The organism is Aerococcus sp. BD502 (assembly GCF_057919555.1).
The window spans coordinates 1,351,467-1,365,000 of record NZ_CP147972.1; the positions used below are offsets into that span (position 1 = coordinate 1,351,467).

The window sequence follows — 13,534 nt, forward strand, 5'->3', positions numbered from 1 at the left end:
GCGCTATCTGTCAAGGCTTTCTTGCCAATATGAACAAAAAATGGTTTTATTTTCGCTGGAATTTTTGTTAAGATTGATTTACGTCTAAAATTTTAATTTAAATTTATAAGGAGGTTGTTGCATGGAACGAACGCAAAAAAGTACATTGCAGAAGTTCCTGGACTGGGTAGAGCGCGTTGGTAACCGATTGCCCCATCCAGTAATTATTTTTATCATTTTAGCAGTCATTATTGCGGTGATTTCAGCAATTTTGCATAGTTTGGGCGTGAGTGCGACTTATTTTGACGCCAAGGCCAATGAGGAAGTCACCGTGCAGGCGGTGTCCTTGTTAGATGGCGATGGCTTACGCTACATTTTTGATAGTGCCGTTGAGAACTTTACCGGCTTTGCACCTTTAGGGAACGTGTTGGTCACCATCCTCGGGGTGGGGGTCGCTGAAGGAACCGGTTTGATTGCGGCGGCTTTGAAAAAATTGATTACCCGCGTGCCGAATGCCTTACTCACAGCTGTGGTGGTTCTCGCCGGGATTATTTCAAACATTGCAAGTGATGCGGGCTATGTCGTGGTGGTACCGCTCGGGGCTCTCGTTTTTGCCGGAGCGGGTCGTCATCCCTTGGCTGGTTTAGCCGCTGCCTTTGCTGGGGTGTCCGGGGGTTTCTCGGCCAATTTAATTTTTGGGCCAACCGATGCCTTGCTTTCGGGGATTACGAATGCAGCCTTAGAGAGTGTGGGCATGGATTACACGGTGTCCGTGACGGGGAACTGGTATTTCCTCGTGGCTTCGACCGTCATCTTAACGCTTGTGGGCACTTGGGTGTCCTTGAAAATTGTTGAACCCCACTTAGGGACCTATACCGGTGCTTTGAAGAAAGACGATCAACCCCTCACCGAAGTTGAGCATCGGGGCTTAAGAAATGCGGGCATTACCCTCGTCATTCTTTTGATTATTTCAGCTTTGATGATGATCCCGGATTGGGGTCTCTTCAAAACAATTGATCCTGATACTGGGAAGTATTCCTTGGAAGCTTTCCTCAATGGGGGCTTGATTTTCTATCTCTTCCTCATGTTCAGTATTCCGGGGATTGTTTATGGGGTCACCACTAAAGCCATCAAATCCTCTGGCGACTTTGTTGAAGCGATGGCGGGTTCCATGCGCTCCATGGCATCCTTTATTGTGCTTGCCTTCTTTGCTGCTCAGCTGATTGCCTATTTCTCTTATACAAATATTGGCTTGCTATTAGCGAGTGGTGGGGTCAATCTCTTGGAAAAAGTCGGCCTGACCGGCTTACCATTGATTATTGCTTTCATTCTCTTGGCGGCCTTCGTGAATCTCTTTATCGGTTCAGCTTCAGCCAAGTGGGCCATCATGGCGCCAATTTTCGTGCCGATGTTCTACCAATTAGCCATGTCGCCAGAGTTGACACAAATGGCTTACCGGGTCGCCGACTCGTCCACCAATATCATTTCACCGTTGATGAGTTACTTTGCGATGATTTTGGTCTTCATGCAGGACTACGATGAGGACAGTGGCTTGGGTACTTTAGTTTCCATGATGCTGCCTTACTCTATCGCCTTCCTCATATTCTGGACCCTGCTACTCGCTGCCTGGTACTTGCTGGGCTTGCCTTTAGGGCCAGGTGCACCACTCTTCATTTAAAAATCACAAAAAGCCGTCCCCTCGGGGCGGCTTTTTTTATTGTATTAGAATACTAAATGTTTAGGCGTCTCGGTTTTAAAGCGCAGGCCTTTGGGATAGTAATTTTTCACGGTGCCTTGTACCTGCTTGCCAAGACCGACGATGAGGCCCTTAAAATTTAGCAAGATGAAGCCTTGGTGGCCCGGGTGGGGGAAGGTTTCCCCTGCCACGTAGGCCTGCCAGTCGCTCGGGGTCAGCTCGATTTGCGGGAGGGTGTCGGTATTTTTAACGGCCAAGCTTAAGGCGAAGCTGGGCTCAAAACGATTTTTGCGGAAGGCACCGAGGTGGAGGCCGTTTTTGTGCAGGCGTAAGGCATCTAAGGCTGGCAAACGCGGGTCCAGGGCCCAGAGATGTTGGCCAAAAGCGCGGAGTTGATAGCGGGCCAGCTCAAAAGCAAGCGGCCAAGCGGCCAGAAAACTTTGCCAGTCCTTTTGTTGTTTGGGATCTAGGCCTTGATGGGAGCGGGGCCGCTTTTTCTTTTTGCCTTTTTTACGGCTCGGTTGAAGCGTAGCTAAGGCTTCATTTAGGGTTAGCTTGGCAATAAAATGCCCTTCGCCAAAACCATCCATGGGCCAGACGCGGCGAGCTTTCGTCAAGTCGGGTCCTAAGCCCCAGGCCGTTTGGGCGGGCCGAGTGCCGGGGAGGTCAACGGCTTCTAAAGTCAGGGGAAAATTTTCCAAGAGCCAGCTGATGATTTCTTCATTTTCCTCAGGGGCAAAGGTACAGGTGGAGTAGACCAATTGGCCCCCAGGCTTTAGCATCTGGAGGGCTGCTTGTAAAATGGTTTTTTGGCGGTCGGCACAATGACGGGGCGTTTGGGCGGTCCATTCCGCCATGGCGTGGGGATGCTTTCGTAACATACCCTCCCCAGAACAAGGGGCATCGACGAGAATTTTGTCGAAGTAAGCGGGGAAATGTGGGGCTAAGGCGTCCGGCTTGGCCTCCGTCACGATACTGTTGGCGCTCCCCCAGCGCTCTAAATTTTCGGCCAGAATTTTGGCCCGCTTGGGGACCGGTTCATTAGCGACCAAGAGCCCCTCCCCCGTGCCCAAAACACTAGCGATTTGCGTCGCCTTACTGCCTGGTGCGGCACAGAGATCTAAAACGCAGTCATCGGGCTTTGGGTCCAAAGCCAGCACTGGCAGCATGGCGCTGGGCTCCTGGCTGTACAAGTAACCTGCTTGGTGGGCGGGGCAATGGCCGGAGATCGACCCATAATAAGCTTGGGGCACCCCTGGGATAGCCGCGGCATGTTCGAGTTCTTCTCTAAGCATTGCACTTTGGGGCTTGCTGGGGTTAGCGCGGTAGGCCTGCTGGGCGTCGCCTGTCAGGCTTTGGAAGAAGGCGGTCGCCTCTTGGCCTAGCAGTTTTTCATATTTACTTTGGAAGGTTTTCTTTAAGGTCATGCTAAACCTCTTCCTGGCGAGCTCGCCTGGCTTGCCGGCGGTTATAGAGGAAGGTTAAAACGGCCCCTAGGAAAATGAACAGGTAGCCCAAAAAACTGCCGCCATCCGGCACTTGCTGGAGGAAGATAAAACCTAAAAGTCCGCTAAAAATGATACTGCTGTAGTCAAAAATGGAAATTTCGCTGGCTGGGGCAAAGCGGTAGGCGTAAGTAACGCCAAATTGTCCCACACTGGCTGCTAAACCCGTTCCTAAGAGCATCAATAGGCTTCTTAGGGGCATAGGGGTGTAGGTAAATAACATAAAGGGCACGCAAGCCAGGCAGGAAAAAGCGGAGAAGAAAAGCACCGTCAAGCTGGGCTCGACCCCGAGTTGATTTAAGTAACGGACCGTGGTATAAGCACCACCTGCACATAAGCCACCGACCACGCCGGTGAGATAGGGGAAGAGGCTAGCGGCTGCTCCCGTGGGCTTACTGATGAGTAGCACCCCTAGGAAGGCCAAAGCCAGGGCATAGAGATGGGGGCGAGCCATTTTTTCCTTCAAGAATACGGCGGAGAAAATAAGCGTGGCAAAAGGCGCTAATTTGTTTAACACCGAGGCGTCGGCGAGGAGCAAGCGATCTAAGGTGTAGAAGTTCAGCCCCATTCCTAAAGTCCCTAAGATGCTACGTAGAAATAATATGCGCCAAGGCACATTTTTAATTTTAGTGTGGGGAGTTTTTTTCTTGCTTTCCCAAAGGGTGAATAAGGCAATACCAATTGCAACTAAGTTACGAAAAAACATTTTCTGCACTGTCGGCAAGTCCCCTGAGAGAGGAATCGATAAATTCATCAGGGCAAAACCGAGGGCAGATAAGAGGATGCAGGCGATCCCCTTTAAACGAGAATAGTTGGTCATAGGGTCTCCTTTCTGAAATTTTATCCACAAAATAGTATAGCATGTCTGGACGGCTTTTGTTTGTTTCGGGGCGGAAGCTTCGTTATACTAGAGATGATATTACGAATTAGAAATTCTTAAGGAGGCGATAGGATGGGTTTATTGGTTGCTGGCCAGTGGGTCGATCAATGGTATGATACCGAAAAAACGGGGGGACATTTTGAACGTCAAGAGTCAAGTTTTCGCAATTGGGTGACCCCTGATGGCTCCCCTGGCCCCAGCGGTGTCGGTGGCTTTCAGGCGGAAGCTGGCCGCTACCATCTCTATGTGAGCTATGCCTGCCCTTGGGCTTGCCGGACGCTCATCATGCGGTCCTTGAAGGGCTTAGAGGACATGATCTCAATTTCGGTGGTCCACCCGCACATGGGCGAGCACGGTTGGACGTTTGCAGAAGGTGAGGGCGTTATTCCCGATCCTATCCTAAACGCCGCCTATCTCTATGAAGTTTACACGCATGTGAACCCCAAATTTACCGGCCGCGTGACCGTGCCTGTTCTCTACGATAAGAAAAAAGACACCATCGTCAGTAACGAAAGCTCGGAAATTATGCGCATGTTTAATGCTGCCTTCGATGAGGTGGGCGCTAAGCCAGGCGACTACTACCCCGAAGAACTCCGGGCGGAGATTGATGAGATGAATGCTTTTGTTTATCCTAACATCAATAATGGCGTCTATAAGACCGGTTTTGCCACGAAGCAAGCGGTTTATGATGAAGAAGTGACTAAGGTTTTTAAAGCCTTAGATCAATTGGAAGAGCACTTGGCCCAGCGCGATTACCTGGTAGGGGAGCAGCAAACAGAGGCCGACTGGCGTCTCTTTACGACGTTGGTGCGTTTCGATTCGGTTTACTTTGGCCACTTTAAGTGCAACCTTCGTTCCCTAACCAGCTACCCCAACCTATGGGAATATACGCGGCGGCTCTACCATGTGCCTGGGGTCAAAGAGACAGTCAATTTCTCCCACATTAAGCGCCACTACTATGGCAGCCATCCCACGATTAACCCGACTGGAATCGTGCCCAAGGGACCGGAATTAGACTGGAGTTTAGCGAGAAAAGGTTAATTTACCATGGCAAAAATAACAGCAACTTACCAAGAACTTGGCGGGCGCGATGCCAAAAAACTAGCGGCCACAATTGTTAAAAAACTTCGCCACCAGCGGCAATTATCTCAAGCGGAACTGGCGAGACTTTGTGGGCGCCGGCAAAGTTATATTTCCCGTATTGAATCTGCCCAGCAGAACATTAGCTTAGCCACTTTGCTGGAAATTGTGGAAGCAGCCGGTGCCGAATTGACCATTGACCTGACGGAGAAGTCATAAGAGAAAAGCCTAGTGCTTGGGCCTAGGCTTTTTTAGTTGGGGGAAGTCATGTAAAATGAGCCTAAGGAAGTGAGGGATTCCATGGGAAAAAAACCCATACGTTTACAAGATATTGGCAACCAGCCTAAAAAATCGGCCCGCATGCGGCGGTTGCCTGCTGAGGAGGAAAATTTAGTCCAGAAAGCAACGCGTCTTAAGGCTCAGAAAAAAGCAAAGAAGCAGTCCAGCGCAATACAAAGCTCAGGGCAGGGACCCCAAAAGGAAAGGCTGGCGGGTGGGAAAATCACGAAGATTGAAGTCCAGAAGCGCCGGCAGGATCGCTTTAATATTTACGTTGACGATGTTTTTGCCTTAGGCGTGAGTGAAAATGTTCTGGTGAAATTCGCCTTGGCTAAGGGCCAGGAGCTCTCCCCCAAGGAACTCGAAGCACTTAAGGAGGCGGAGGGCTTCCAAAGTGCTTATGCCCTCGCCTTGCGCTATTTGAATAGTCAATTGCGTTCTGAAGAGGAAGTGCGTCAGCGTTTGGCGCGGGAAGCTTATAGTGAGGAGCAAATTGCTGACGTTATCAATAAGTTAAAAGGCCTCGCCCTCTTAGACGATTTAAATTATGGGGAGAGCTATACCCGGACAGCCATGCGCCTAAATCGGAAAGGGCCGCGGGAGATTAGAAAGTACTTGCAAAGGAAGGGCTTGTCCAAGGCTGATATGGAGGCGGCCTTACAGGTGTATGATCCGAATGTGATGCGGGAGAATGCCTATACCCTGGCCACTAAAAAATTTAAGAAGGATCGTAAGCGTCGCTCCCAACGAGAGGCTCAAAATCGGGCCATCCAGCATCTCTTAGGCAAGGGCTATCCGAGCGGTCTCAGCCAGGAAGTGGTCCAAGTGATTAGCCGGGAATATGCCGATGAGGATTTGGAACAAGCGGCCTTAGCGAAGGAATTAGCCAAATTGAAGCGCCGGCACCGCCGTCTGCCGCCTAAGGAACGCTATTATAAAATTAAAAGTGCCCTTTACCAGAAGGGCTACCCCACAGAGCAGTTAAGCGAGGAGGAATTTTTTGACGAAGACTAAATACCAAGATGTAAATTTAAAGGCTTGGCTGGGCCAAGGGGCGATTACTGACTTAGGGCCTGAAATAGCGGGGGTCAGGCTTTGGGGCCCAAGGACCAATGCGCAGTTTAGGAAGACACTTTTGGCCTGGTATGACCGAGCCGGCCGCCGCTTGCCCTGGCGGACGAAGCGCACAGTTTATCGTAGCTGGGTATCAGAAATTATGCTTCAGCAAACGCAGGTGCAAACGGTGATTCCTTACTATCAAAATTTTATGGCCCAGTTTCCCAGCATTAAAGCTTTAGCAGCAGCTCCCGAAGAAGAAGTGTTCAAAGCTTGGGAAGGCTTGGGCTATTATTCTAGAGCCCGCAATCTGCAAGCCGCCGCCAAGCAAGTGATGGCGGATTTTAACGGTCATTTTCCAGAAAAGTATGCTGACATGCTGAAGTTAAAGGGGATTGGCCCCTACACGGCGGCTGCTATTAGCTCCATGGTTTTTCAAGAGCCGCGGGCAGCCATTGACGGCAATGCCATGCGCGTTTTCTCCCGCCTGTTGATGATTAATGTGGATATCAGTTCCAGTCCGGCCCGGCGAGTTTTCCAAGCAGTGGGGGATTATTTAATTGCTCCTGAGCGTCCTGGAGACTTCAATCAAGCGATTATGGATTTGGGCAGCAGTTACGAGCGCGCTAAGGCCCCAGAGCCTGATAAAAATCCGGTCCGGGACTTTAATCTTGCAATTTTAACGGGGACGACCCTACAATATCCGGTTAAGAAGAAAAAAGTCAAAGTCCAAGACCGCTACTTAGAAGCCCTGATCCTAGAAAATGAGGCCGGTGAATTTCTCCTGCAGAAGCGCGAACAGACGGGCTTGTTACGGCATATGTGGCTCGTCCCCCTCTTCAATGAGCAGGAGAAAGCTTACGAAGATCTGGGCCCCTTGTTTGAGGAGGATGAAGAAAATGAAGATAGCCTGCTGGTTCAAGAGGCGGAAGCGACTTATGAGCTTTTAGATACGGAGCATCCACAAGTGCTGGGTGAAGTTGTCCACCAGTTTTCCCACCGGCGCTGGCACGTGCGTGTCTACTACGCTAAAACCCAGGTCAAAAAGGAGGAGCTAGACACTGCCATGGGTCCCGCTGTTTGGGTGGCGCCCACTAACCTAAAAAAATATGCGACGTCTGCCTTACAGGAAAAAATCTGGTCCCTCTTGCCTCAAAAAGAGGGGTAAAGAAAAAAGCAGCCTTTCGTTGGCTGCTTGGCTGGTATTAGACCAGTTTTTGTATGAATACATTCGGGTCAAAAGTTACCTACCATTAATTAATTTTTAATGTTTGCGGCGCCGTTTCCGATATTGCCTTTGGGTTAATTGGCAGTAACGTTCATACCATAAATCGACATAGGCCGCACTGAAGGGACCTATACCTTCACGAATCCAGCGGTCCAATTCATAGAGGTAGCTGGTGACAATATAGTCGATATCGTAAGGGTAGCCCATCTTAGCGCCATGCTCGAGGTACTCGTCCACATCCAATAATCTTTTCTCCCCATTTGGGAAGATCTTAATGTCTAAATCATAGTCAATATATTTCAGCCCTTCTTCGTCCAGAAGGTAAGGCGTGGCTAGATTGCAGTAATAGGATGTACCGCGCTGACGGATCATTGTGACGATATTAAACCAGTACTTCTTGTGGAAGTAGAGTAAGGCCGGCTCATGGGTTACCCAACGCCTATCATTGGCTTCGGTAACGAGCGTATGGTCATTGCAGGCGATCAGACTTTGGTCGCTTGTCTTCAGTACCATACAATCATGCCAGACTCGGTGCAGACTGCCGTCGTGCTTGTAGCTTTTGACCGCGATAAATTCACCTTCACGTGGTTCTCGCATCAAAATTCCTACTTTCTGCCCAGTGTATTCAAAACAATGCTTCTCCAGTATAACATAGGAGCTTGGTAAAAGGTAAGTTGAATGCTGGCAGCTGGCAGGTTAAAATATTACTTCCCTGACTGAGCTTACGGCAACACTGACGACTCTTCTAAAGTCACTTGTTTTCCTTAAACTTAATATTCAAACAGAAGACGAGCCGGCTTTTATGGTACAATAAGATGAGACTTAAAAGATGGGAGTGTTACAATGAACCGCTCACAGAGAAAAACACTCATCACGATCTTAGCAGCGATTGTGGTGGGCTTGGCGATCGTGGCGACGAGCTATGTCATCGGAAAGGGACGTGAAGAAAAACATCTCGCCCAAGATGAACCCACTGAGCTAGAAGCCCAGTCCAAGAAAGATCAGGATGAGAAGCTGACTGAAGATTTTGATGTGAAGGCTTTTGAAGCATCACGCCAGTCGGCAACCGTGTTAGATTATTTGAAATATGTCAAAGCTATGGGTGAAAAGCCCAAAGTGATGGGCGTGCAGACGACGGCGATCCAACGTGAACTGCTGACTGGGGCCATGGCGCAGCTGGCGAAGGGGCTGCCCTTAGAAATGACAGAAACGATTGATTATAGTGAAAGTGCCTGGGCGGACTGGAGTGAAAACCTCCCTGAGGTAGTGGCGGAGAAAAAGCCCCATGTGCTGATGGTGCCTGTCAACGCCTGGCCTTGGTATAGTGAGGGCAAAACTCTGGAAAATACGGTGCGGGAATATCAATTACTTTATGCCCGCCTGCGGGAGGCGAATCCGGATACCCTTATTCTCTTCACCGTCATGCCGGTGTTAAGCACCGATGAGATGGCTCTCTCCTATACCAGTCGCTTAAATGAAGCACTCGGTGAAGCCGGCCTAACCACCTTGGGCTTAGAGCGTGACTTCCAAGCACAGGTTGAAAAGGAGAGTCTAGACGATTTCTATCAGGCAGAAGAGAATGTCCTCACTGAAAAAGGCAATGAAGCCCTACAAAATATCTTAGTTAAAGCTCTTAAGGAAAATAAAATTGATACACGCCGTGGCTATCGGGGGAAGACGGATGACTTAGCGGCTTTAAAAGCTAAGGCAGAAAGTATTGAGGCAGCGAAGGAAGAAGAAGCCGCAGCGGCAGCGGCTGCCCAACGTCAAGCCGAAATTGAAGCTTCTCGAGCTGCCGAAGAGAAGCGGCAAAAAGAAGCAGAAGAGGCACGCCGCCGGGAGGAAGCGGCCCAACAGCAGACGCCCTCGCCCAACCCAATGCCCCAACAACCCGCCCCGCAGCCGGCTCCAGAACCCCAAAATCCTCCGGTTAATCAAGGAGGAAATCATGGCGTTGGCCAGGGCACGCCTCCAGGTGGAAATTAGGAAATGAATAGCAGGCTAAAGCCGAAAAGCTCAGAAGGTGAAGACTTCTGAGCTTTTTTTAGGAACGCTGTTCGCGGCCGGTTAGGCTGTCAGCACGGAATTCATCCTCCCCGTGGTATTTATGGTAGCTTCTAACCAGCATATTCAAATGGACTAAGGCATCCTCGTAGCGAATGATGGCACTCGCAATGAGGATGAGGGCGTTACTTCGCTCCAGTTCAGAGCGATCCACTTGCTCACCGGAGAGATGGGCTTCTTTGAAAATATTTTCCATTAATTCCTGCCGGTAGTCGGCGGAAGATTTGAAGAAATTAACTTCATCGGGGGAAATGCGGCCATCAAATTTAAGAAAAATTTGCTCGTGGGCTGCGCATAAGGTTTCAATACGCTCGCGTATTTGCAGGCGCAGGGGATCGGGAATTTCAAAAATGATATAAGTATGTTCATGTAAAATGCGGAGAAGACGGGTGGATTGGTAGAGCGCTTTTTGGAAGCTGCGAAAAATAACCAGTTTTCGTTTGAACTCCGTAATTCCCTTAATTCGCCACCACAAGTATTCATCACGCATAAGGTCGAAGAGATATTCCGTATGGGCGAAGCGTTTCCTCATCCAACTAATATCGGAATTAAGTGTTGAGTATTCACCATTCTTCCTTAAAATAGCCCGCAAGCGGATAAGGACTTCGGTGTTGGTCGTATTAATGTCATCATAGAGAACAGCGTCATATTTGGGCGGGAAAATGAAGGTGTTGATGACAAAAGCAATAAAGACACCTAAAATACTTTCTACCACCCGCATTACCGCGGCGTGCTGGACTAATTCCTGGCCATTAAAGCCATCATAGGGTGCTAGCATAATGATCACCACTGCGATGGTAGCAAGCGGGATCACATCGGTTAAATGAAGAAAGTTTAAGACTAAAATAAACAAGATGACCGCTAGGCCGACAATCATGGCGTTATTGCCGAAAAAATAATACATGGCCATCGCCATGACGCCACCCAGGATGGCAGCAATAATACGCTCTAAGACTGTGGACCAAGTTTTTCCGACGGATTGCTGCATAGCAAGCACTACCGTAAAGGCCGGCATGGTTGGATCAATACCCGGCAGGAGATTTGCAATGATAATGGCTAGGGCGACCCCAAAGCCGGTTTTGATTGTTCTTGCCCCCAGTTTCATATTGTTATAACTCCTTTTTCAATTGTTTACTCTAAGATTAGCATGAAAAATACCTTTCTAAAAGTTATAACACAAGCCTCTAGAAGCTTTTTAACTTTCTTTTTTTAAAAAAGATCGCTACAATAAGAGGTGGACTATGTATAGAAGCTAAAGAGAGGAGGCTTGACATGCAACTAAACACTGATCAACAACAAAAGTATCAGGATACTTTAGATAGTTTAGCTCAGCATCACGTGCGCTTTACCCCACAAAGGCGGGCGATCATTAAATATTTGATTTGCAGCGATCGCCATCCCAGTGCCGAAGACATTTATGACGATTTGCTTGATGATTTCGATAGTCTGAGTTTAGCTACGGTTTACAATAACTTGCGCTTGCTGGTGAAATTAAATGTCGTTAAAGAGCTTAAATCTGGCGGGGGAGCTAGCCATTACGATTTTGAGCTGAACAAGCACTATCATGTGATTTGCCGAGGATGCGGCCGCATTATGGACTTGGATTATCCCATGCTCACGAGCCTAGAAAATTTTGCCGCTGAGCGAACGGGCTACCGAGTCGATGGGCATCAAATCGAATTCTACGGCCTTTGCCCGCTTTGCTTGGAAAAACAACAGGCAAAGTAGAAATTTTCCCTTAGACGAATGGCTTCCTACTATTAATATACTCGCAGCTCAATTTTTTGGGATCTCTGAATTCAAAAAACTTTGCAAAAAAGAGTTGACAACTTACCAAACTATTTGCTAAGATAATATTTGTCGCTAAGAGAGCGGAACTTAAAAAATGGATAAAATAATTTTTATAAAACCGCTTGACTTTATTCCTGATGTAGGCTATTATAAAATAGTCGCGTCGTGAGAGCGACGAGATGTGACCTTTGAAAACTGAACAAAGAGACGAACCAAATGTGTAGGGAATTTGCTTGAGGCAAATCCCAACAATTCAAGTCTAGACAAGACAAAAAACTGTCAGTAAATTTTGAGCTGATCAAAATCTTTCTTTCATGAGAGTTTGATCCTGGCTCAGGACGAACGCTGGCGGCATGCCTAATACATGCAAGTCGAGCGAACTGAAGGGGTGCTTGCACCCCGGACGTTAGCGGCGGACGGGTGAGTAACACGTAAGGAACCTACCGATAAGCGGGGGACAACATCCGGAAACGGGTGCTAATACCCCATAATACTTGAAGTCACCTGACTTCAGGTTGAAAGACGGCTTTGCTGTCACTTATCGCTGGCCTTGCGGTGCATTAGCTAGTTGGTGGGATAAAAGCTCACCAAGGCGATGATGCATAGCCGACCTGAGAGGGTAATCGGCCACACTGGGACTGAGACACGGCCCAGACTCCTACGGGAGGCAGCAGTAGGGAATCTTCCGCAATGGGCGCAAGCCTGACGGAGCAATGCCGCGTGAGTGAAGAAGGTCTTCGGATCGTAAAACTCTGTTGTAAGAGAAGAACAAACGATAGAGTCACTGCTATCGTCTTGACGGTATCTTACCAGAAAGCCACGGCTAACTACGTGCCAGCAGCCGCGGTAATACGTAGGTGGCAAGCGTTGTCCGGATTTATTGGGCGTAAAGGGAGCGCAGGTGGTTTCTTAAGTCTGATGTGAAAGCCCACGGCTTAACCGTGGAAGGTCATTGGAAACTGAGGAACTTGAGTGCAGAAGAGGAAAATGGAACTCCATGTGTAGTAGTGAAATGCGTAGATATATGGAAGAACACCAGTGGCGAAGGCGATTTTCTGGTCTGTAACTGACACTGAGGCTCGAAAGCGTGGGGAGCAAACAGGATTAGATACCCTGGTAGTCCACGCCGTAAACGATGAGTGCTAGGTGTTGGAGGGTTTCCGCCCTTCAGTGCCGCCGTTAACGCATTAAGCACTCCGCCTGGGGAGTACGGCCGCAAGGCTGAAACTCAAAGGAATTGACGGGGACCCGCACAAGCGGTGGAGCATGTGGTTTAATTCGAGGCAACGCGAAGAACCTTACCAAGTCTTGACATCCTCTGTTACACTAAGAGATTAGTGGGTCCCCTTCGGGGGCAGAGTGACAGGTGGTGCATGGTTGTCGTCAGCTCGTGTCGTGAGATGTTGGGTTAAGTCCCGTAACGAGCGCAACCCTTATTGTTAGTTGCCAGCATTTAGTTGGGCACTCTAACGAGACTGCCGGTGACAAACCGGAGGAAGGCGGGGATGACGTCAAATCATCATGCCCCTTATGACTTGGGCTACACACGTGCTACAATGGATGGTACAACGGGCTGCGAACTCGCAAGAGCCAGCGAATCCCTGAAAGCCATTCTCAGTTCGGATTGCAGGCTGCAACTCGCCTGCATGAAGTCGGAATCGCTAGTAATCGCGGATCAGCACGCCGCGGTGAATACGTTCCCGGGTCTTGTACACACCGCCCGTCACACCACGAGAGTTTGTAACACCCGAAGTCGGTGGGGTAACCTTTTGGAGCCAGCCGCCGAAGGTGGGACAGATGATTGGGGTGAAGTCGTAACAAGGTAGCCGTATCGGAAGGTGCGGCTGGATCACCTCCTTTCTAAGGATATAAAAAAATCGGAATACACCGGAACGCTCTTTGTTTAGTTTTGAGAGGTCGCTTGACTATTGCCCATTAACGGGCCTGTAGCTCAGCTGGTTAGAGCGCACCCCTGA

11 protein-coding genes, 1 tRNA gene and 1 rRNA gene (1 of these 13 running past the window's edge) are annotated in these 13,534 nt (G+C 49.1%); 9 read left to right on the top strand and 4 right to left on the bottom strand.

Annotation, left to right across the window (positions count from 1 at the left end):
- Positions 1-121 precede the first annotated feature (121 nt).
- Complete coding sequence (locus tag WF803_RS06305; protein ID WP_489610695.1) at positions 122-1,657, top strand: AbgT family transporter; 1,536 nt, start codon at positions 122-124, stop codon at positions 1,655-1,657.
- A gap of 44 nt (positions 1,658-1,701) precedes the next feature.
- On the opposite strand, the gene WF803_RS06310 is transcribed toward WF803_RS06305, so the two are convergent.
- Positions 1,702-3,102, bottom strand: coding sequence for an RsmF rRNA methyltransferase first C-terminal domain-containing protein (locus WF803_RS06310; RefSeq protein ID WP_489610696.1), 1,401 nt, complete (start codon positions 3,100-3,102; stop codon positions 1,702-1,704).
- 1 nt (position 3,103) lies between these two features.
- Complete coding sequence (locus WF803_RS06315) at positions 3,104-4,000, bottom strand: DMT family transporter (RefSeq protein WP_489610697.1); 897 nt, start codon at positions 3,998-4,000, stop codon at positions 3,104-3,106.
- 132 nt (positions 4,001-4,132) lie between these two features.
- On the opposite strand from WF803_RS06315, the gene WF803_RS06320 reads away from it, so the two are divergent.
- From WF803_RS06320 to mutY, 4 genes are all read left to right on the top strand, one after another.
- Positions 4,133-5,101, top strand: a complete 969-nt coding sequence (locus tag WF803_RS06320; RefSeq protein WP_489610698.1) for a glutathione S-transferase family protein — start codon at positions 4,133-4,135, stop codon at positions 5,099-5,101.
- Positions 5,102-5,107: 6 nt separating this feature from the next.
- Entirely contained in the window at positions 5,108-5,359 is a 252-nt protein-coding gene (locus tag WF803_RS06325; protein ID WP_489610699.1) for a helix-turn-helix domain-containing protein, read from the top strand.
- 81 nt (positions 5,360-5,440) lie between these two features.
- On the top strand, positions 5,441-6,433 hold the full coding sequence (locus WF803_RS06330; protein WP_489610700.1) for a RecX family transcriptional regulator: 993 nt from the start codon (positions 5,441-5,443) through the stop codon (positions 6,431-6,433).
- Positions 6,420-7,643: an A/G-specific adenine glycosylase gene (gene mutY, locus WF803_RS06335; RefSeq protein WP_489610701.1), complete on the top strand. Its 1,224-nt coding sequence runs from the start codon at positions 6,420-6,422 to the stop codon at positions 7,641-7,643. Before WF803_RS06330 ends, mutY begins: the two co-directional genes overlap by 14 nt.
- Positions 7,644-7,739: 96 nt before the next feature.
- Here mutY and WF803_RS06340 read toward each other — a convergent pair whose 3' ends face one another.
- Positions 7,740-8,300, bottom strand: coding sequence for a DUF402 domain-containing protein (locus WF803_RS06340; protein ID WP_489610702.1), 561 nt, complete (start codon positions 8,298-8,300; stop codon positions 7,740-7,742).
- Between the two features lie 246 nt (positions 8,301-8,546).
- Between WF803_RS06340 and WF803_RS06345 the strand changes: the two genes are divergently transcribed.
- The gene (locus WF803_RS06345) at positions 8,547-9,689 is read left to right on the top strand and encodes an SGNH/GDSL hydrolase family protein (RefSeq protein WP_489610703.1); all 1,143 of its coding nucleotides are present in this window, start codon (positions 8,547-8,549) and stop codon (positions 9,687-9,689) included.
- 58 nt (positions 9,690-9,747) lie between these two features.
- On the opposite strand, the gene WF803_RS06350 is transcribed toward WF803_RS06345, so the two are convergent.
- Positions 9,748-10,872 carry an FUSC family protein gene (locus tag WF803_RS06350; protein ID WP_489610704.1) on the bottom strand — a complete coding sequence of 375 codons (1,125 nt, stop codon included), beginning with the start codon at positions 10,870-10,872 and terminating at the stop codon, positions 9,748-9,750.
- Between the two features lie 167 nt (positions 10,873-11,039).
- Here WF803_RS06350 and WF803_RS06355 point away from each other — a divergent pair, with 167 nt between their 5' ends.
- From WF803_RS06355 to WF803_RS06365, 3 genes are all read left to right on the top strand, one after another.
- A complete protein-coding gene (locus tag WF803_RS06355; protein ID WP_489610705.1) occupies positions 11,040-11,495 on the top strand; it encodes a Fur family transcriptional regulator in 456 nt (151 codons plus the stop codon).
- A gap of 373 nt (positions 11,496-11,868) precedes the next feature.
- Positions 11,869-13,418, top strand: a 16S ribosomal RNA gene (locus tag WF803_RS06360).
- Between the two features lie 80 nt (positions 13,419-13,498).
- Positions 13,499-13,534 (top strand) — tRNA-Ile (locus WF803_RS06365); it runs 38 nt beyond the window's last position.

Coding starts and splice junctions, on each gene's coding strand:
- WF803_RS06320 (WP_489610698.1), top strand. CDS start 4,133: ATGGGTTTATTGGTTGCTGGCCAGTGGGTCGATCAATGGTATGATACC.
- WF803_RS06305 (WP_489610695.1), top strand. CDS start 122: ATGGAACGAACGCAAAAAAGTACATTGCAGAAGTTCCTGGACTGGGTA.
- WF803_RS06350 (WP_489610704.1), bottom strand. CDS start 10,872: ATGAAACTGGGGGCAAGAACAATCAAAACCGGCTTTGGGGTCGCCCTA.
- WF803_RS06330 (WP_489610700.1), top strand. CDS start 5,441: ATGGGAAAAAAACCCATACGTTTACAAGATATTGGCAACCAGCCTAAA.
- WF803_RS06345 (WP_489610703.1), top strand. CDS start 8,547: ATGAACCGCTCACAGAGAAAAACACTCATCACGATCTTAGCAGCGATT.
- WF803_RS06310 (WP_489610696.1), bottom strand. CDS start 3,102: ATGACCTTAAAGAAAACCTTCCAAAGTAAATATGAAAAACTGCTAGGC.
- WF803_RS06340 (WP_489610702.1), bottom strand. CDS start 8,300: ATGCGAGAACCACGTGAAGGTGAATTTATCGCGGTCAAAAGCTACAAG.
- WF803_RS06315 (WP_489610697.1), bottom strand. CDS start 4,000: ATGACCAACTATTCTCGTTTAAAGGGGATCGCCTGCATCCTCTTATCT.
- WF803_RS06325 (WP_489610699.1), top strand. CDS start 5,108: ATGGCAAAAATAACAGCAACTTACCAAGAACTTGGCGGGCGCGATGCC.
- WF803_RS06355 (WP_489610705.1), top strand. CDS start 11,040: ATGCAACTAAACACTGATCAACAACAAAAGTATCAGGATACTTTAGAT.